The organism is Bradyrhizobium septentrionale, assembly GCF_011516645.4.
Lineage (GTDB): Bacteria > Pseudomonadota > Alphaproteobacteria > Rhizobiales > Xanthobacteraceae > Bradyrhizobium > Bradyrhizobium septentrionale.
Genome location: NZ_CP088285.1, coordinates 2,142,617 through 2,162,366, shown reverse-complemented (window position 1 = coordinate 2,162,366; position 19,750 = coordinate 2,142,617). Strand labels below are relative to the sequence as shown.

Sequence of the window (19,750 nt, the reverse complement as noted above, 5' to 3'; positions counted from 1 at the left end):
CGGCCACCAGTCGGGCCGTGCATCCTTCGAGACGCGCGTTCCGCGCTCCTCAGGATGACGGGATAAAGACAAAACGAGTCAGGCCTTGTCGCCGGTCGGCGAGAACAGGTAGCCGCCGCCCCGGATGGTCCGGATCACCGATGGCTTGGTCGGATCGAATTCGATCTTGCGGCGGATCCGCATGATGCGCAGGTCGACGGCGCGGTCGAAGGCTTCCGCGTCGCGCGCATTGGCGAGTTCCAGCAGCCGCTCGCGCGACAGAACCCGCTTCGGATTGGCCGCGAACACCTTCAGCAGGCCGAATTCGGAGGCCGTCAGCGGGTGCTCATTGCCCTCGTCGTCGCGCAAGGCCTGGGCCTCGAGATCGAGCCATTTGGTGCCGAACCGCACCAATTGCTCCTTTTCGGCCTTCGCACCGGCCGGTTCCGGCGCTGCTGATTTCGCGGGGCCGCTCCGCCGCAGCACCGAGCGGATGCGCGCCATCAGCTCGCGCAGCTCGCAGGGTTTTGCGACGTAATCGTCGGCGCCGAGCTCGAGGCCGACGACGCGGTCGATCGGGCTGGCAGTAGCTGTCAGCATGATGACGGGGACGTTGATCTTGCTCTTGAGGTCGCGAATGATCGACAGCCCGTCTTCCTCGGGCATGTTGAGGTCCAGCACCACGAGATCGGGCGTGCTGCTCTCGATCTCCTTGCGCAGGCTCTTGCCGCCATCGCACAGCGTCACGCCAAAGCCGTGCATCTTGAGGTAATCGCCGACCATCTCGCGGGCCGGCGCCTCGTCGTCGACGATGAAGATATGCGGGTTCTGGTTCATGATGTCTCTGTCGCCGGCAGTGTAACCGTAAAGGTCGACCCCTGTCCGGGACCGGGGCTCTGAGCGGTCACATGGCCGCCATGCATGTCGATGATGCGCTTGACGATGGAGAGGCCGAGGCCGGTCGAGCTCTCGCCCGCGGTCGGCTTGGCCGACAGCCGCTGGAACCGGCCGAACAGCCGCCCGAGATCCTCGGGGCTGAGGCCGGGGCCCTGGTCGGAGATGCGGATTACGGTGTCTTCGCCCTCGTGGCTGACCGAGACCGTGATCTTGCCGCCGATCGGCGAGTATTTGATGGCGTTGCTGACGAGGTTGTCGATCGCCTCGCGGATCCGGTCGGAGTCGCACATTGTGACGAAATGCTGCGGACCCGAGACCGAGATGCTCTGCTGCTTGTTGACGGCCGAGGGCAAATTGGCCTCGGTGACCTCGTTGACGAGGGCCGCGACGTCGACCGGCTCGCGGCGAATGGTGATGTCGAAGGCATCGGCCATCGCATCCGAGATCAGGTGGTCGACCATCGAGGTCAGCCGCTTGGTGGCATCCCTGATGTGCTCGACCTGCGACGTGACGCTCTCCTTCGGCGAGCCGGCGCCGATCAGTTCGGTCAGCATCTCGGTGCGGCCGAGGATCACGCCGAGCGGATTCTTCAGGTCGTGGGCGACGGTGCCGAGGATCTCGTTCTTGAAGCCGTTGGCGCGCTGCAGCCGCAGCCACTGCGCCGACAGCCGCCGGTTGGCCTGCATCAGCGCGCGGGTGCGCTGCGCGACGCGGTCCTCGAGTTGGCTGTTGGCCTCGTGCAGCTGCTGGTAGAGGATCACATTGTCGAACGCGATCGACAGCCGGCTCGAGAAGATCTCGACCAGCGCACGGTCGGTGTCGGAGAGCTGGCGTTCGGCCTGCAGCAGCACCACGACCTCGCGGCCGCTGCCGGTGCGCGAATAGAGCACGCTGCGGTGGTCGGCGAACTCGTTCTTGCGGCGCTGGAACGCGGCCTCCACCATGTGCCGCAGGTCCGCATCGAGCGCCTTCGACGAGGTGGTGCCGATGAAGCGGCTGTAGCAGCCCGAGCAGGCCAGCACCGAGAAATCGCATGCGGCCGCGTTGCCGTCGTCGCGCAGCACCAGGATCCCGGCGCAATCGACATTGAGCAGCGAGGCGAGCTGGGTCAGCACGCCTTCGGCGAGACGCTGCATCGACTTGAAATCGTACAGGGTCGAGGCGGCGTCGATGATGATCTCGAGCCCGCGCCTTGTCTGCACCATGCGCTCGAGCTGCTGGTAGCTGCGCAGCGCCGCCGTCAGCGAGGTGAACAGCTTGTCGGCGGTGAGCTCGGTCTTCGCCTTGTAGTCGTTGATGTCGTACTGCACGATGACGCGCCGTTCCGGCGCCTGGCCGGGCTGGCCGGTGCGCAGGATGATGCGGACGGTCTCGTTCTTGATCTCGTTGCGGATGTACTCGACGAGCTCGAGGCCGGCGACGTCGGTCTCCATGATGACGTCGAGCAGCACGGCTGCGATATCAGGGTTGTCCCGCATCAGCGTGCGGCCTTCGGCCGCGGAGTAGGCCGAGAGGATTTCCAGCGTCGAGCCGTTCAGATTGTAGTCGCTGAGCGCGAACCGGGTGCCTTCATGGACGGCGTGATCGTCGTCGATGACGGCGATCCTCCATTTGCGGGCCGACGAGTCCTCCGGGGGGCTCTCGGTATCGTCGATCAGTTGGAGGACATCGTCCTGTTCGGCCATTGACTGGTTCCGTCAGCTGCTGCGTCAGTGATCGTGGGCTGGCCTATGGCAATCCCCTTGGCGATCCTGGGCATGATAATGCGAAAAGTGGTGCCTTGTCCTACCCTTGACTCCAGCATCATGCGTCCGCCGAGCTGCTGGGTGACCAGGTTATAGACGATATGGAGGCCGAGGCCCGTACCACCTTCGTTGCGGCGCGTCGTAAAAAACGGGTCGAACGCCTGCCTTTGCACGTCCGGCGTCATGCCCGCCCCGTTATCCGCGAAGATGATCTCGACGTCGTCGGCGCCGCGTCCGCGGGCCGAGATCGTGATGTTGCCGGAGCGGCCGTCCGCGAAGGCATGATTGACGGCGTTGAGGAAAAGATTGGTTAAAATCTGCCCATAGGCGCCGGGATAGCCGTCGATCAGGAGCCCCTCGGGCACGTCGACGGACAGCGCGATGGCGGCCTTCTTCAGCACCGGCCGCAGGCTCGCGACAATCTGGTCGGTCGCTTCGCCGAGGCTGAACTGGCGGCGCTCGGCGTGCGAGCGGTCGACGGCGACCTGCTTGAACGACTGGATCAGTTCGCCGGCGCGCTGCAGGTTGGAGACCAGCTGTTGCGATGCATCGCGCGAGGCGCGCACGAAGTCGTCGAGCTTGGAGCGGCGCAGCGGCTCGGTCTTCAGGTCGTTGTCGAACATCTCGGCGCGGCGGGCAAAGCTCGAGGCCACCGTCAGGCTGATGCCGATCGGGTTGTTGACCTCGTGGGCGACGCCGGCCACGAGGCCGCCGAGCGCGGCGAGGCGCTCCGCATCGATCAGGTTCTGCTGCGCTGCATTGAGCTCGAGCAGCGCGCTTTCGGCCTTCTCCTTGGAGGTGCGCAGCTCGTCCTCGGTCTTGCGCTTGGCGATGGCGTTCTCGCGGAACACCTCGACCGCGCGCGCCATCGCGCCGACCTCGTCCTTGGCCGAGGTGCCCTGCACCGGCCGGTCGAGATCGCCCGAGGTGATCGTGCGCATCGAGGCCATGATCTGCGCAAGCGGCAGCCGGATCGACAGTGCGATCATGACGCCGGCCGACATGATGACGCCGAGGAAGATCACGGCAATCGACAGCACCCGGCGCGAAATCGAGGACAGCGTCCTGTCGAAGGTCTCCTGCGCCTTCTGCTCGCGCTGGCGCATCTTCACCGAGAGATCGTCGATCGCGCCGATCGCGTCGGCCTGGCTGGCGTCGATCGAGTTGCGCAACAGGTCGGTGCGGTTGGTGAGCTGTTCGCTCAGCTTGCCGAGCCCGTCGCGCAGCTCGGCGGTCTTGACCTTGAGCCGCGCCAGCGCCATGCGCTGCAAATCGTTCTCGGCCATATCGGTCATGACCGGGATGGTCTTTTCGATCGTATCGATGTTGCGGCGGGCCTCCTCGGCCGATGACGAGGAAAGCGAGAGGTAGTAGGCGTTGGCGGCGACCAGCAGCGAGGTGAACGCTTCGCGGGACTTGCCGAGTGCGGGCCAGATCAGCGCGTCGCGATGCCCGGTCGCGCCCTCGATGATCGAATAGAGTCCGGCCATGTCCTTGGTCGGCGTCAGCACCTGTTCGTCATAGGTCTTGGAGATCTTGGTCTGCAAGGTGCGCAATTCACCGAAGCCGTCGAGGAAGCGGCTGGTGACGCGTTCCAGCTGCTCGACCGAGCCCGACAGCATCGGGTCGGTCGAGGCCCGGTTGGTCAGCGTGCCGAGCACGGCCTCGCGCAGCAGCAGGATTTCCGCGAACAGGTCCGGGCTCGGCTGGTTGATGTAGCGGTGGATCAGGTTCTGCAGCCGGCTGGTCTCGCTTTCGAGCTTGGCCAGGATCTTGTCGGATTCCCGCACCTGGCGGACATCCTCCCAGGCGGAGCCGAGCACCTTCGAACCGTTCCAGATCAGCACCGCGAGCACGATCACGACCGCGGAGTTGAGCAGCGCGATCGAAAGAATGCGCCAGCGGATCGGCACCGCACGCAGCAACTGGACGATACGGAAACGGCCCTGCGGCCCAAAGGCCGCCGGCCGCCGTGTCGTCCTGTCCTGTTTGGGTGCAGCCAAGATCCGGTTACTCCATGTTGCGGATGCGTTCGATCAGCGCCGACATCGCGGGATCGCGCTCGGCCCTGGCATAGATGCCGGCCATCGCCGCCTCGAACGGCTTGCGGTCGAAATCGGTCACGACCTTGACGCCCGCCAGCTCCGCCTGCTTGCGCGAGCGCTCCTCGAGCTCCCGCCACTTATCGCGCATATAGATGCTGGAGCGCTGCGCGGCATCGCGGAAGATGGTCTGCTCGTCCGGCGAGAGGCTGGCCCAGGCCTTGCGCGACATCACCAGCACTTCCGGGCTCATGGTGTGCCGGGTCAATGTGTAGTAGCCGGCGTATTTGTAGTGGCCGGTGGTGACGAAGGACGGCCAGTTGTTCTCCGCGCCATCGATCAACCGGTTGGCGAGCCCGGTCAGCACCTGGCCGTAGGGCATTTCGACCGGCTGGGCGCCGAGCGCGCGGATCATGTCCGACATCTGCTCGGATTGCTGCACGCGCAGCCGCAGCCCCTTGAGGTCGTCGAGCGAGCGCACCGGGCGGACGCTGTTATAGATCGAGCGGGCGCCGGAATCGTAGAAGGTCAATCCGACGAAGCCATGGGCTTCGAAACTGTTCAGGATCTCGGTCCCGATCGGTCCGTCCAGCACATGTTGCAGGTGCTCAAGCGACCGAAACAGGAACGGCATCGCCAGCACGTTGACCGATGGCACCATGGTTCCGATCAGCGCGACATTGGTCCGGTTCAGATCGATGGCGCCGGCCCGGGTCTGCTCCAGCGTCTCCTTTTCCTCGCCGAGCTGGCGGGAATGGAAGACCACGATGCGGTGCCGGCCGGAGGTCCGCTCGGCGATCAGGCGGTCCATGTAATTCAGTGCCTGAACGGTCGGATAGTCCTCATTCTGGGTATCGGCAGTGCGGAATTCACGCGCAGAAACACTCGCCGAAACCGCTGTCCATAACAGCACGACGGCAAGCATCATTGTCCGCGAAAGGCCGGCGCGGCGGTACACAGGCTACAATTCCCCTTGTGATTTGTGTCCAGGGCGGGAGGAAAAGGTTCAATGCTTTCTAGCAGAACGTGGGTGGTTCGCCCATCGGCCAAACGTTAAATCCGCGCTGCAACCTGCGGTCTCGATTGAATCCGGGGTTGTGGCGCCTTATGACTGCGCGCTGGCATCGAGGAACGCTCGTCGTGAAGTTCGCTTTCAAACTCCTGCAACTCACCGTGGCGACCCTCCTGCTTGTATCGCCTGCGCAGGCTGCGACCGAGATCATGTGGTGGCACGCGATGTCGGGTGAGCTCGGCAAGCAGCTCGAGAAGCTTGCCGCCGATTTCAACGCCTCGCAATCCGACTACCGGATCGTGCCCGCCTACAAGGGCAATTACACCGAAACCGTCACGGCGGCGATCTTCGCCTTTCGCTCGCACAGCCAGCCGGCAATCGTTCAGGTCAACGAGATCGCGACCGCAACCATGATGGCGGCGCGCGGCGCGATCTATCCGGTGTTCGAGCTGATGCGCGATCAATCGGAGGCGTTCACGCCGTCGGCCTATCTGCCGGCGGTCGCCGGCTACTATGCCGATGTCGACGGCAACATGCTGTCGTTTCCGTTCAACGCCTCGACGCCGATCCTCTACTACAACAAGGATATGTTCCGTTCGGCCGGGCTCGATCCGAGCCAGCCTCCGAGGACCTGGCCGGAGCTCGGCATCGCGGCCAAGCGGCTGCGCGCCGCAGGCGCAATGTGCGGGGTGACCACGTCGTGGCCGTCCTGGATCAACGTCGAGAATTTCTCCGCCTTCCACAATCTGCCGATCGCGACCAAGGCCAACGGATTCTCCGGGCTCGACGCGCAGCTGATCTTCAACAACCCGCTGCTGGTGCGCCATATCGCGCAGCTCGCGCAGTGGCAGGCCGACAAGACCTTCGACTATAGCGGCCGCGGGCAGTTGGCCGAGCCGCGCTTCCAGAAGGGCGAGTGCGGCATCTTCATCGGCTCGTCGGGCACCCGCGCGGACATCAGGGCCAATTCGAAATTCGAGGTCGGCTACGGCATGATGCCGTACGATCCCGACGTGCAGGGCGCGCCGCAGAATTCGATCATCGGCGGCGCGACGCTGTGGGTGCTGCGCGACCGGCCGCGTGCCGAATATGCCGGGGTGGCGAAGTTCTTCGCCTATCTGTCGCGGCCGGAGGTGCAGGCCGCCTGGCATCAGAACACGGGTTACCTGCCGATCACCCGCGCCGCGTTCGATCTCACCCGCACGCAGGGCTTCTACGATCGCAATCCCGGCGCCTCGATGTCGATCGAGGAGGTCACGTTGAAGCCGCCGACCGACAACTCGAAGGGCATCCGCCTCGGCTCGTTCGTCCTGATCCGCGATGTGATCGAGGAGGAGCTCGAGCAGGTGTTCGCCGGCAAGCGTTCGGCGCAGGCCGCGATGGACAACGCCGTCGAACGCGGCAACCGCCTGCTGCGCCAGTTCGAGCGCGCCAATCCGGACCGGTGAGGGGGCATGTGCGACGCAACTGCTTCTCCGTCATCCTGAGAGAATGCGAGGCTTTGCCCTCATCCACCGCTGTCATCGCCCGGCTTGACCGGGCGATCCAGTACGCCGCGGCCCCTCGGTTCGATCACTGGCGTCTCTGGAATACTGGATCACCCGCATGCGCGGGTGATGAAACCGACCAAGGTGCGCAAACCAATTCCGTCATCCCGAGGCTCGCTCCGCTCGCACCTCCAGCAACAAAGGCGAAGCCTTCGCGCGGGGATGACGGGGATAGATTGGGCTACGAGATTCCTTGAAATGATATCCCTGCCTCCCATCACCACCTACGACACCTACCGCGCCTGGCGCAGCGACACGTCGCGCTGGCTGCCCGTCGTGCGCGATATTGCCGACGGCCATGGGCTGTCATGCGCTGCGCCGCATGTGTTCTCGACCGGCACCAATCTCGTTATCGGGCTCGACGGTGAGCTGATCCTGAAACTCTTTCCGCCGTTTCTGCGCCCGCAATTCATCTCCGAACGCGGCGCGCTGGCGGAGTTGCGCGGACGGCTCGGCTTTCCGATCCCCGACCTGATCGCGGAGGGCGAGCGGGACGGCTGGCCGTATCTCGTCATCACCCGCCTGTCCGGCACCGTCGGCTCGGAGGTGTGGCCATCGCTGTCGGAGGTCGAACGGGAGCGCGTGCTCGCCGAGATCGGCGCCGTGATCGCGGCGGTGCAGCGCGTGCCGCCCGGCCGGCTGCTTGCGATCGAGCCGCGCTGGGAGGCCTTCATGCGCGGGCAGATCGCGCAATGCCGGGCGCGGCACGAACGGCTCGGCCTGCCGGCGAAATTCCTCGCCGGGCTCGATGATCTCTTGCGAGACGCTGCCGAATTGATCCCGATGGACGCGCCGCCGGTGATCCTGACCGGCGAATACATCCCGGAGAATTTCCTGCTCGGGCGCCGGGCCGACGGTTGGCACGTCGCCGGCCTGTTCGACTTCGGCGACGTCCGGACCGGCTGGGGCGAGTACGATTTGCTCGGTCCCAGCGCCTTCATGGCCGCCGGGAATCCGCGGCTTGTGCGCAGCCTGTTCGACGGTTTTGGCATCGCGCGTGCCGACGTGACGTTCGCGCTGAAGCGGCGGCTGATGGCACTGCTGATGCTGCACTGGGCCAGCGATCCGCTCCGGCACATCTGCATCGAGGGGTGGCCGGACCGGGTCGACGATCTCGTGCAGCTTCAGCAGTTGATCTGGCCGGACTATTATTGAACGCCGCAATTCCGGGATCGCCGTCAGCTCTGACTCGTCGCGCAGCAGGAGGGTAGACTTGAGGTTCCGCCAGCGGCCATCACCGTAACGAATGCCGACATCCTCGGCGACGAGTTAACGAACCGGCTGCTGTATCTGCATCGGAAGCACGCCGCCAAACCTCACACACGCGATGACGTGAACTTCTGTTTCACATCACTAACGCGGGACATCACAGGGGGCTCCGTCAAAGCGGACGCGCGCAGCATGGATATCCGAATAGCGACGGTCGGCCCAATCGATGAGGCTCGCCATCGGGTCCAGCAGGGATTGGCCTAGGAGCCCGTCCAGATATGTTTTCGTGACGGGCATTTGTTGTAGAGTAGCAGGCTCAGGCTGCGTTTGCGAGGTTGAACAGCTTGAGGAGGTTATGGACGGTGCAGATCATTGTCCACTCGGCGCGCACTTTCTCGATGCCCCGCAACAGGAACTGGCGGAAGCCTCTTGCCTGTTTGATCTGCCCGAACACCGGCTCCACCACTTGCTTTCGCAATCGGTAGGGTGTTTCGAAGCCGCCATCGTCGATCTTCTTTCGCATGGCCTGTGTCAGCGGGCCGCCGACTTTTCCGTTCGCTACTGTCGGGTGTTTGGCGCGTCCGGGCGCGACATAGCCATCGATGCTGCGTGTGTCGAGCGCTTCGAGATTGGCTTCGCTGCAGTAGCCGGAATCCGCTGAGGCCTGCCGCGGCTTGCGGCCAAGATTGCTCTCGATGGCCTCGATCAGGGGCACCAACTGGCCCTGATCGCTGCCGTGCTGGGTCAGTTCTTGCGCGACAATGATCTGGGCATGTGCATCGACGGCCGCCTGGGCATTATAGGCCTGAACGAAGCCATCCTTCGACTTCATGATGCGGCTTTCCGGATCGGTGAAGTTGCGTTGCGCCTTGGGATTGGGTTCCTCCGATGGCAGCGCCGCCGGTTTGCCCGGCTTCTTGCGGCCTTCGGCCTGGCGCTGCTGTTCCTTTTCGGCCTCGATGCGGCGCTCTTCCTCAGCCGCCAGTTTGGCGTCCGCTTCCAGCGCCGCCATCGCTTGCTGGATCTTCGCCAGCCGTTTCTGCTTGTCGACGGTCCAGTCCGGCAGTTCGTCGCTGTTGCCGAAAGTCTCATCCTCCGAGGCATCCGCCGCCTCGGCGGCCGCCAGCATGCGAGCGACCTCGGCCTTCAATTCCGCCTCGCGCTTCTTCATGCGCTCATAACTCATCGCCTTGTGTTTCGACGCGTTCGCCTTGATCTTCGTACCATCCAGCGCGACATGACCGAGCTTGACCAGCCCGGCCGTCTCGCACAACTTCAGAACCTGCACGAATAGCGCGCCGAGCGCCTTCAAATGTCGCTTGCGAAAGTCGCTGATCGTCCGAAAATCCGGCGCATCCAGCGCCACGATCATCACAAAATCGTTCCGCTCCCGGCAGGCCTTGGCAGTCCGACGCGACGAATACAGCCCACTCGCATAGCTATGCAGCAGCAGCGCCACCATCATCCGCGGATCAAACGGCGGCTGCCCAAGCCCGCTCACATAGCTGCCCATGATCTCCCTGAGATCGAGGCTCTCCCGCACCAGATCAACCATAAACCGCGAGACATGGCCTTTCGGCACGAAGTCCTGCACATTCGGCGGCAGAAGCAGCGTCTGATCGATGTTCCAAGGCCGAAAATACTTGCTCATCGCCCAATGTTGAATCAGACCCGACCAGATTTGAACAGCGACTATCCAGACAAGCTCCTAGCGGGGAAAGGCGATATTCAACGCTCGGCGGCTTGGTCGGAAAGACATGGCGGGTGATAAGTCCGTCGCGCTCCAAGTCGCGCAGCGTCTGTGTGAGCATGCGCTTCGAGATGTCGCGGATGGCTCGGCGAAGCTCGCCGAAGCGCTGCGGTCGCGTCGCGAGGGTCATGATCATTAGTATGCTCCACTTGTCGCCGATGCAGTCGAGCACGTCGCGCACCGGGCAATGCACGGGTTCTACTGACTGGGCGTCGTCCGATTGATATCGGCTGAAACGCTCGATCGCGCTCAATGCGTCGCTCATGCCGGTCCCCTTTTTCTCTCCTGGTTACAAAAAACTGCCTCCTTACGGCGCAGGTCTGAGGTCTCTATGTGAGACCTACCCTAGAATATAGGCCATTTAGCACCCGGAGAATACGCATGTTTCTAGTCACTGGAGTTACCGGAAAAGTCGGCGGCGCAGCGGCCAGGCACCTGTTGGCGCAAGGTAAGAAAGTACGCGCCCTGGTTCGCGACCGCGCGAAGGCGGCAAGCTGGACGGACCAGGGCGTGGAACTGGTGGACGGCGACTGGAACGACACGGCCGCCATCGAGCGGGCGCTCAAGGGCGTCGACGGCGCGCTTGTAATGTTGCCAGCCGTCTGGGCCCCCTCGCCGGACTTCAAGGAAGCCAAGGGCGTCATCGCGAACTATGTCGAGGCGCTGACCAAGGCCGCGCCGCCGCGGGTCGTCGGGCTCTCGTCGATGGGGGCGGACAGAACCAGCGGGCTGGGGATGATCACGGCCCTGTCGTTGCTGGAGCAAGGCTTTCGCAAACTGACATCGCCGACCGCCTTCGTGCGCGCCGGCGGTTTTTTCGAAAACTTCCTTTACGGCCTGCACGTCGCCCAGGGCGGCACGCTCCCCGTCTACTACAACCCGACCAACCGGAAATCGACCATGGTCGCGACGAACGACATCGGTGCCGAGGTGGCGACGCTGCTGACCGGGCCGACGTGGTCGGGGCATCGCGTCATCGAACTTGGTTCGATGGTCAGCGCGGATGAAGTCGCAGCGCAACTGGGCGATGTCATGCAGCGCGAGGTCAAGGCCTTCGCTGTCCCGCGGGCCGAGTGGCCGGCAGCATTCGAGCAGTTCGGCATCCCGAAGGGCCAAACCGGACCGGCTGAAGCGATGTTCGACGCCGTTAACGCGGGCTGGATGGACCTCGGCGTAGCGGGCACGGAGCGCGTCGTCGGCACAACGCTTCCCCGCGATGTCTTCGCGGCGGCCCAGAAGGTCGCCACGGCTTAGGTCCGCGGATCAGCGATGAGATGCGACTTTCGGACCTGTTCCGGAAATTCGCATCTCCTTCGGAATGAATGCATCGCGGCCGGCCGTCTCTCCGCGACGCCCTAATCAGAAAAGGTATGGACAAATGTCAAAGATTTCCTGGCGCCAAGTCTCGGCCTTGACGCTTGCAGCTTTCTTCGTCGTGGGATCGCTGAGCAACATCTTCGCCCCTGGGTCTATCTACGAAGAATATCTGCGGTGGGGATACCCGTACTGGTTCCATTTCGTAACGGGATCGCTTGAACTCACGACCGCCGTTCTGCTGGCGCGGGCACGGACGCGGCTGTGGGGCTCGGCGCTCGGCTGCGCCGTGATGTTGGCGGCGCTCGCGACCGTCACACTCCACGGCGAATACGGGCACGGGGTGGCGCCGCTTGTCGTAGCGGCACTATCGATAGTCGTTGGCTGGATCGCCTGGCCGAAAGCGGCTCCCAGCTCGGCATGACTGACGCCACTGGAGGGCCGGGGGAAGGTCTGCCTGCAAGCGTTCACGGGTGAAACGGGATGGCTCACCTACCGCCACGCCACTGACAGCTCGCGCTCGCACCGCTAGGAGCGTTGCTTTCGGCCAGAATGACTTGATCCAAACCCCCAAACTGGGGGTCGAATCATGCGCTCCAAGCTCACCGATTATATCGACGACCGCATGTATTTTGCTCGTCAGGCCGCCGCCTGTGGCTGCGCCTTAATGAGTCCGCGTCCCAGCTAGTGACGGGTGGTCGCTGGTTGCACGAAAAGGCGAGCAGCACCTTGTTGCTTGCACTCATATTGGGCAAGTTATCTGCCTTTGTATGCAATGACCGGTTCTCGATCTCGCCGGATCAAGTTACCGCTTTTCCTTTTGCTAGCATTTGCAAGGTGTTCGATCGACCTAACGATCCGTTAAGGGTTGGCACAAACCTTGCGATCCCTGTTCCAAGGCCATTTTCCAAAGAAGGCATTTGGAGCATCACATGAAGCGTCGCGATTTCCTCAAATCGGTGTCTGGACTGGCAGCCGGGGCGCTGGCGCCGACCGCGCCCGCGATCTGGTCGCCGGCAAAGGCCGACGCCCGTTCCGAAACGCTGCTGATCGTCTCCGAGGGTGGCCCCAACAATCTCGATATCCACGGCATCGGCACCAACGTGCCCGGCTATGAGGTGTCGTGGAATTGCTACGACCGGCTGATCAGCCACGAGATGAAGAGCGGTCCGGGCGGCGTGCCCTATTACGACCGCGACAAGTTCAAGGGTGAACTCGCCGAGGACATGAAGATCGACGACATGTCGGTCACCTTCAAGCTGCGCAAGAACGCCAAATTCCATGACGGCACGCCGGTCACGGCGAAGGACGTCAAATGGTCGCTCGACCGCGCGGTGAGCGTCGGCGGCTTCCCGACCTTCCAGATGAGCGCGGGCTCGCTCACCAAGCCCGAGCAGTTCGTGATCGTCGACGATTATACCGTGCGCGTCGATTTCCTCAGGAAGGACAGGCTGACGATCCCCGATCTCGCGGTGATCGTGCCCTGTGTCGTTAACTCCGAGCTCGTCAAGAAGAGCGCCAGCGAGAAGGATCCGTGGGGTCTCGAATTCACCAAGCAGCAGACCGCGGGCTCCGGCGCCTACAAGGTGACCAAATGGACCGCCGGCACCGAAGTGGTCATGGAGCGCAACGACGATTGGGTCTGCGGTCCGTTGCCGAAGATCAAGCGCGTGATCTGGCGGATGGTGCCGCAGGCCGGCAACCGCCGGGCGCTGCTCGAGCGCGGCGACGCCGACATCTCCTATGAGCTGCCGTTCAAGGACTTCCAGGAGATGAAGGCGAACGGCAAGCTCAACGTGGTCTCGCTGCCGTTCTCCAACGGCATCCAGTATATCGGCATGAACGTGACCAAGCCGCCGTTCGACAATCCCAAGGTCCGGCAGGCGCTGGCCTACGCGATGCCGTATCAGAAGATCATGGATGCGGTGCTGTTCGGCCTCGCCAACCCGATGTTCGGCGCAGCAAAGGACAAGCCGACCGAGGTCGCCTGGCCGCAGCCGACAAAATACAACACCGACATGGAGAAGGCCAAGGCGCTGCTCGCCGAGGCGGGCTACGCCAACGGCTTCGAGACCACGATCTCGTTCGACCTGAATTTTGCGGGCGTCAATGAGCCGCTCTGCGTGCTGGTGCAGGAGAGTCTCGCGCAACTCGGCATCAAGACCACGATCAACAAGGTGCCCGGCGCCAACTGGCGCACCGAGCTGAACAAGAAGGAAATGCCGCTGTTCACCAACGTGTTCTCGGGCTGGCTCGATTACCCCGAGTACTTCTTCTACTGGTGCTATCACGGCAACAATTCCGTCTTCAACACCATGAGCTACAAGTCGCCGGAGATGGATAAGCTCATCGACGGCGCGCGCACCGCTGCCGCAGCCGGCGACACCGCGGCCTACGATTCCGACGTCAAAGGCTTCGTCGATCTCGCCTTCGCCGACATCCCGCGCATCCCGCTCTATCAGCCCTTCGTCAACGTCGCGATGCAGAAGAACATCTCGGGCTACCAATACTGGTTCCATCGCCGCCTCGACTACCGCGCAATGGCGAAGGGGTGAGGGCGCATGTCGACGGTCTACGGCGCATCGACTTGTGCTTGTCGCTCAAGTGAGGCGGGTACCACTCTCTCATTCCCTCCCCCCTTGTGGGGGAGGGGCAGGGAGGGGGGTAGCCGCGAGTCCGGTGCGTGGGGCTTACCCCTCTCCCCAACCCTCCCCCGCCGCAAGTCGGGCTTGCCCGACTTGCGCAGATCATTGATGCGCACCCGGGGTAGACCCCGGGTGCGTGGGGGAGGGAGCCCTGCCAGTCCCGTTGTGGCGTCGCAGCCAGAAACAGCGAGGTCACGATGCTGACCCTGATCGGCAAGCGGCTGCTGTTCGCGATTCCGTCGCTGATCGGGGTCGTGATCGTGACGTTCCTCCTGACGCGCGCGCTGCCGGGCGATCCCGCGGCGTATTTTGCAGGGCCTGCTGCAACGAAAGAGGCGGTCGACCAGATCAGGAAGAAGCTCGGCTTCGACAAGCCGCTGATCGAGCAGTTCGTCCGCTACAGCAACGATCTCGCTCATGGCGATCTCGGCACGTCGCTGACCACCGGGCAGCCGGTTGCCGCCGAGCTGCGCAATCGCCTGCCGGCATCGGCTGAACTGACCTTGCTCGGCCTCGTCGTCTCGATCGTGATCGCGATCCCGCTCGGCGTGCTGGCGGCGACGCGGCCGGGCTCCTGGATCGATCATCTCTGCCGCGTCACCACGACGGCCGGCGTGTCGCTGCCGGTGTTCTTCACCGGGCTCGTGCTGGTCTATGTGTTCTATTTCCGGCTCGGCTGGGCGCCGGCGCCGCTCGGCCGGCTCGACGTATTCACCAGCGCGCCGCCGACGGTTACCGGCTTCTATCTGATCGATACGCTGATCGCGCGCGACTTCGAGGCCTTCCGCTCAGCGCTGAGCCAATTGATCCTGCCGGCGGTGACGCTCGCGATCTTCTCGCTGGCGCCGATCGCGCGCATGACGCGCGCCTCGATGCTGGCGGTGCTGGCCTCCGATTTCGTCCGCACCGCGCGCGCCAGCGGCCTGTCGCCCGGCAAGGTGATCGTCACCTATGCCTTCCGTAACGCGATGCTGCCGGTCATCACCACGCTCAGCATGGTGTTCTCCTTCCTGCTCGGCGCCAACGTGTTGGTCGAGAAGGTGTTCGCCTGGCCCGGCATCGGCTCCTACGCGGTCGAGGCGCTGATCGCATCCGACTTCGCGCCGGTGCAGGGCTTCGTGCTGACCATGGCGGTCATGTACGTGCTGCTCAATCTCCTGATCGACATCCTCTATGGCGTGATCGATCCGCGCGTCAGGCTGGAAGGGTAGGGAGGACAGATGAGCAGCGTTGCCCCCACTGTTGAGCCGGTCGGTCCCGCACGCACCTCCGGTCTCGCCGCGATCATTGAGCAAACCCGCTACGTCCTCGGCGAGAACAAGGTCACCGGCTTTGCCTTCGCGCTCTTGATCCTGATCCTGTTTGCTGCGCTGTTCGGGCCCTACGTCGTGCCGTACGATCCGCTCGCCTCGGACACCGCAGCTGCATTGAAGCCGCCGTCCGCCGCGCACTGGTTCGGCACCGATCAACTCGGCCGCGACATCTTCAGCCGCGTCATCGTGGCGACACGGCTCGACACCTTCATCGCGGTGGCGTCCGTCGTGCTGGTGTTCCTGATGGGCGGGCTGGCCGGCATCGCTGCCGGCTATTTCGGCGGCTGGACTGATCGCATCGTCGGCCGCATCGCCGATACCATCATGGCGTTTCCGCTGTTCGTGCTGGCGATGGGCATCGTCGCGGCGCTCGGCAACACCGTGCAGAACATCATCATCGCCACCGCGATCGTGAACTTCCCGCTCTACGCCCGCGTCGCGCGCGCCGAGGCCAATGTCCGCCGCAACGCCGGCTTCGTGCAGGCGGCGCGGCTCTCCGGCAATGGCGAGTACCGGATCCTGCTCGGGCACATCTTGCCGAACATCATGCCGATCATGATCGTGCAGATGTCGCTGACCATGGGCTATGCGATCCTCAACGCCGCGGGCCTGTCCTTCATCGGCCTCGGTGTTCGGCCGCCGACCGCGGAGTGGGGCATCATGGTTGCCGAGGGCGCAGGCTTCATGGTCTCAGGCGAATGGTGGATCGCGCTGTTCCCGGGCCTTGCGCTGATGATCGCGGTGTTCTGCTTCAACCTGCTCGGCGACGGCCTGCGCGACATCGTCGATCCGCAGCGGAGGACCTGATGACTGTCTCGGCACGGTACCGCGCCACCTCTGCGCTACTTTGCATGGGGTTGGTTTGCGGATTTTTGGATGACACATCGCATGGGGGGAGGCGCGCATGACCGCCCAGCCGCTGCTCGACGTCAGCGACCTCACGGTCGAGTTCACCACCCGCCGCGGCATCGTCAAGGCGGTGCAGCACGTCAACATCTCGGTCGGCAAGGGCGAAACCGTCGGCATTGTCGGCGAGTCCGGCTCCGGCAAGTCGGTGACCTCCTATGCCGTGATGCGCATCCTCGATCGCGCCGGCCGGATTGCCGACGGCTCGGTGATGTTTTCCGGCATCGACGTCAAGGCGGCGACCGAGAGCCAGATGCGCGATCTGCGCGGCCGCGAAGTCTCGATGATCTTCCAGAATCCGCGTGCCGCCCTCAATCCGATCCGCAAGGTCGGGCACCAGATCGAGGACGTGCTGCGCCAGCATGTGCAGCAGGCGCAGGTTACCGACCGCGGCGGGAAGGCGATCGAGGCGCTGGAGCAGGTCAAGATCGCGCGTCCGCGCGAGCGCTATCACGCCTATCCGTTCGAACTGTCAGGCGGCATGTGCCAGCGCGTCGTCATCGCTCTTGCGCTGGCCTGCAACCCGCAGCTTCTGATCGCCGACGAGCCGACCACCGGCCTCGACGTCACCACCCAGAAAGCGGTGATGGACCTGATCGTCGAATTGACCCGGCGCCGGGCGATGTCGACGATCCTGATCACGCATGACCTTGGTTTGGCTGCCGCTTATTGCGACCGCGTCGTGGTGATGGAGAAGGGCCGGGTGGTCGAGACCGCTGTCTCGGCCGACATTTTTGCGTCGCCGCAGCACGACTATACGAAGAAACTGATGCGCGCGACGCCGCGGCTCGGCGTGTCGCTGCGGGATCTGCTGCCGGAGGAAGAGGCAACAAACTCTCCTCGACAAACACCCGTCATGGCCGGGCTTGACCCGGCCATCCATCGACCTTCGCATGACTCGTTTTCCTCGATGGACCCCCGGGTCAAGCCCGGGGGCGACGAGAGTGGCAAACCGCTCCTGTCAGTCGAAAAGCTCGTCAAGGAATACCCGCGCCAGGGCGCCGGCTCGGTGCTGGCAAAACTGTTCGGCCGCAAGCCGCCGGTCGAGGAGGAGATCTTCCGCGCCGTCGATGGCATCAGTTTCTCGATTGATCACGGCGAGAGCGTAGGCCTGGTCGGCGAATCCGGCTGCGGCAAGTCGACGACGTCGATGATGGTGATGCGGCTGCTTGACCAGACCTCCGGCCGCATCATCTTCGACGGCGAGGACATCGGCGGGATCATGCCGCAATCCTTCGCGCGGCTGCCGCGGCGCAGCCAGATCCAGATGGTGTTCCAGGATCCGACCGACAGCCTCAACCCGCGATTCACGGCGGCGCGTGCGATCGCGGACCCGATCATGCAGCTCGGCGACATCAGGGGGCGCGACGCGCTCCGCGATCGCTGCGAGGATCTCGCGCGGCTGGTCGGCCTGCCGGTCAATCTCCTGGACCGCTTTCCGCACCAGCTTTCCGGCGGCCAGAAGGCCCGCGTCGGTATCGCGCGCGCGATCGCGCTGCACCCGAAGCTTGTCATCCTGGACGAGCCGACCGCGGCACTCGACGTCTCGGTGCAGGCGGTGGTGCTCAATCTGTTGCAGGACCTCAAGCAGTCGATGGGCATGAGCTATCTGTTCGTGTCGCACGATCTCAACGTGGTGCGCCTGCTGTGTGATCGCGTCATCGTGATGCGCGCCGGTCGCATCGTCGAGCAGGGCACGTCCGAACACGTCTTGGGCAATCCGCAGGATGCCTATACAAGGGAGCTGCTGACGGCGATCCCGCATCCGCCGTTGCCGGTTGCTTGAGAAAACCTATTGGGAGCGAAATGGCCGATCATCTCGACGACTACATGAACGCCGTCGCCGGTGCGATGGCGCTGCCGCTGGAAGACGCCTGGCGTCCCGCGGTGCGTGCCAATCTCGAGGTCTCGCTGCGGCTGGCACGGCTGGTCGATGACTTCCCGCTGCCGGACGAGATCGTGTCGGCCGCGATCTATTCGACCTGAGACTGCGATGTCCGAAACTCCCGCTTCCATGTCGGCCGCCGAAATCGCGCAGGCCGTATCAAGTCGCAAGATGACGGCCCTCGCAGCGACCGAAGCTGCGCTCGCGCGGATCGCTGCGCATGACAAGGTCCTCAACTCCTTCACCGACGTCACCGCCGATCGCGCACGTGCCAGGGCCAGGGCGATCGACGCCGCGCTCGCGGCAGGCCAATCTGTCGGCCCGCTCGCCGGCGTGCCCTTCGCGGTGAAGAACCTGTTCGACGTGCAGGGCCTCTCGACCCGCGCGGGCTCGAAGATCAACCGCGACCTGCCGCCGTCGCCGCGCGACGCCGCGCTGATCGAGCGGATGGAAGCCGCCGGCGCCGTACTGGTCGGCGCGCTCAACATGGGCGAATACGCCTACGACTTCACCGGCGAAAACGTGCATGACGGCCCGTCGCGCAATCCGCATGATCCGACGCGGATGACCGGCGGCTCTTCGGGCGGCTCGGGCAGCGCCGTCGGCGGCGCACTGGTGCCGATCGCGCTCGGCTCCGACACCAACGGCTCGATCCGCGTGCCGTCGTCGTTCTGCGGCACCTTTGGCCTGAAGCCGACGTATGGCCGGCTGTCGCGTGCGCGGTCCTATCCATTCGTCGCGAGCCTCGATCATCTCGGTCCGTTGGCGCGCAGCGTGAAGGATCTCGCACTCGCCTATGACGCGATGCAGGGGCCTGATGCCGATGATCCCGCCTGCATCGTGCGATCGGTTGAGCCGACCGTGCCGCTGCTTGCCAATGACGTCGGCCGGCTGCGCGTTGCGATCGCCGGCGGCTATTTCCAGCAGAACGTGTTTCCGGAGGCTATCGAAGCGGTCGCACGCGTGGCGAAGGCGCTCGGCGCCACCCAGACCGTGGAGCTGCCGGAGGCCGCGCGCGCCCGCGCCGCGGCCTTCATCATCACCACGACCGAAGGCGCCGCACTGCACCTCGATCGGCTGCGCAAGCGTCCCAACGATTTCGATCCGGCGGTGCGCGACCGCTTCATCGCGGGCGCGATGGTCCCGGCCGTCTATGTCGACAAGGCGCAGAAATTCCGCCGCTGGTTCCGCGCCAAGGCGGCGGAGCTGTTCCAGTCGGTCGACGTGATCCTGGCGCCGGCGACGCCGTGCACCGCGCCGAAGCTCGGCCAGGTCAATTTCACGCTCGACGGCGTCGAGCTGCCGGTGCGCGCCAATATCGGCATCCACACCCAACCGATCTCCTTCATCGGACTGCCGGTCGTGGCCGTGCCGGTGCCGCTCGAGCCGATGCCGATCGGCGTGCAGATCATCGCCGCGCCCTGGCGCGAGGACATCGCGCTGCGGGTCGCCTACGCGCTGGAACAGATGGGCGTTGCTGCAGCTCCCGCGCCGAGAGGACTCTGA

The 19,750-nt window shown here is 64.3% G+C and carries 16 protein-coding genes; 10 read left to right on the top strand and 6 right to left on the bottom strand.

What is annotated here, in order from left to right:
- Window positions 1–78 precede the first annotated feature (78 nt).
- The 4 genes from HAP48_RS12155 to HAP48_RS12140 form a co-directional block, all read right to left on the bottom strand.
- Window positions 79–816 (bottom strand): response regulator, encoded by a 738-nt coding sequence (locus HAP48_RS12155; RefSeq protein ID WP_166213603.1) that lies wholly within the window; start codon window positions 814–816, stop codon window positions 79–81.
- Window positions 813–2,561: an ATP-binding response regulator gene (locus tag HAP48_RS12150; RefSeq protein WP_166213604.1), complete on the bottom strand. Its 1,749-nt coding sequence runs from the start codon at window positions 2,559–2,561 to the stop codon at window positions 813–815. The genes HAP48_RS12155 and HAP48_RS12150 overlap by 4 nt, the downstream gene beginning before the upstream one ends.
- Window positions 2,531–4,534, bottom strand: coding sequence for a sensor histidine kinase (locus HAP48_RS12145; RefSeq protein WP_224497149.1), 2,004 nt, complete (start codon window positions 4,532–4,534; stop codon window positions 2,531–2,533). Before HAP48_RS12145 ends, HAP48_RS12150 begins: the two co-directional genes overlap by 31 nt.
- 97 nt (window positions 4,535–4,631) lie before the next feature.
- Complete coding sequence (locus tag HAP48_RS12140) at window positions 4,632–5,588, bottom strand: TRAP transporter substrate-binding protein DctP (protein ID WP_175612433.1); 957 nt, start codon at window positions 5,586–5,588, stop codon at window positions 4,632–4,634.
- 182 nt (window positions 5,589–5,770) lie between these two features.
- Between HAP48_RS12140 and ugpB the strand changes: the two genes are divergently transcribed.
- The gene (ugpB, locus tag HAP48_RS12135) at window positions 5,771–7,123 is read left to right on the top strand and encodes a sn-glycerol-3-phosphate ABC transporter substrate-binding protein UgpB (protein ID WP_166213605.1); all 1,353 of its coding nucleotides are present in this window, start codon (window positions 5,771–5,773) and stop codon (window positions 7,121–7,123) included.
- A 297-nt stretch (window positions 7,124–7,420) separates the two neighbouring features.
- Window positions 7,421–8,377, top strand: coding sequence for an aminoglycoside phosphotransferase family protein (locus HAP48_RS12130; protein WP_175612331.1), 957 nt, complete (start codon window positions 7,421–7,423; stop codon window positions 8,375–8,377).
- A 370-nt stretch (window positions 8,378–8,747) separates the two neighbouring features.
- Here HAP48_RS12130 and HAP48_RS12125 read toward each other — a convergent pair whose 3' ends face one another.
- Window positions 8,748–10,082, bottom strand: coding sequence for an IS1182 family transposase (locus tag HAP48_RS12125; protein ID WP_166213606.1), 1,335 nt, complete (start codon window positions 10,080–10,082; stop codon window positions 8,748–8,750).
- Entirely contained in the window at window positions 9,979–10,446 is a 468-nt protein-coding gene (locus HAP48_RS12120; RefSeq protein ID WP_224497026.1) for a winged helix-turn-helix transcriptional regulator, read from the bottom strand. Before HAP48_RS12120 ends, HAP48_RS12125 begins: the two co-directional genes overlap by 104 nt.
- A gap of 116 nt (window positions 10,447–10,562) precedes the next feature.
- On the opposite strand from HAP48_RS12120, the gene HAP48_RS12115 reads away from it, so the two are divergent.
- The 8 genes from HAP48_RS12115 to HAP48_RS12080 all read left to right on the top strand — a co-directional run bounded on the left by HAP48_RS12115 (window position 10,563) and on the right by HAP48_RS12080 (window position 19,750).
- Complete coding sequence (locus tag HAP48_RS12115; RefSeq protein ID WP_166213607.1) at window positions 10,563–11,435, top strand: NmrA family NAD(P)-binding protein; 873 nt, start codon at window positions 10,563–10,565, stop codon at window positions 11,433–11,435.
- Between the two features lie 124 nt (window positions 11,436–11,559).
- Window positions 11,560–11,919, top strand: coding sequence for a DoxX family protein (locus HAP48_RS12110; RefSeq protein ID WP_166213608.1), 360 nt, complete (start codon window positions 11,560–11,562; stop codon window positions 11,917–11,919).
- Between the two features lie 508 nt (window positions 11,920–12,427).
- On the top strand, window positions 12,428–14,050 hold the full coding sequence (locus HAP48_RS12105; RefSeq protein WP_166213609.1) for an ABC transporter substrate-binding protein: 1,623 nt from the start codon (window positions 12,428–12,430) through the stop codon (window positions 14,048–14,050).
- 287 nt (window positions 14,051–14,337) lie between these two features.
- Window positions 14,338–15,351, top strand: coding sequence for an ABC transporter permease (locus HAP48_RS12100; RefSeq protein ID WP_029082951.1), 1,014 nt, complete (start codon window positions 14,338–14,340; stop codon window positions 15,349–15,351).
- A 9-nt stretch (window positions 15,352–15,360) separates the two neighbouring features.
- Window positions 15,361–16,260 carry an ABC transporter permease gene (locus HAP48_RS12095; RefSeq protein WP_166213610.1) on the top strand — a complete coding sequence of 300 codons (900 nt, stop codon included), beginning with the start codon at window positions 15,361–15,363 and terminating at the stop codon, window positions 16,258–16,260.
- 97 nt (window positions 16,261–16,357) lie between these two features.
- Window positions 16,358–18,145: a dipeptide ABC transporter ATP-binding protein gene (locus HAP48_RS12090; protein WP_166213611.1), complete on the top strand. Its 1,788-nt coding sequence runs from the start codon at window positions 16,358–16,360 to the stop codon at window positions 18,143–18,145.
- Between the two features lie 20 nt (window positions 18,146–18,165).
- Complete coding sequence (locus tag HAP48_RS12085; RefSeq protein WP_166213612.1) at window positions 18,166–18,345, top strand: DUF4089 domain-containing protein; 180 nt, start codon at window positions 18,166–18,168, stop codon at window positions 18,343–18,345.
- 7 nt (window positions 18,346–18,352) lie between these two features.
- Window positions 18,353–19,750 carry an AtzE family amidohydrolase gene (locus HAP48_RS12080; RefSeq protein WP_338822217.1) on the top strand — a complete coding sequence of 466 codons (1,398 nt, stop codon included), beginning with the start codon at window positions 18,353–18,355 and terminating at the stop codon, window positions 19,748–19,750.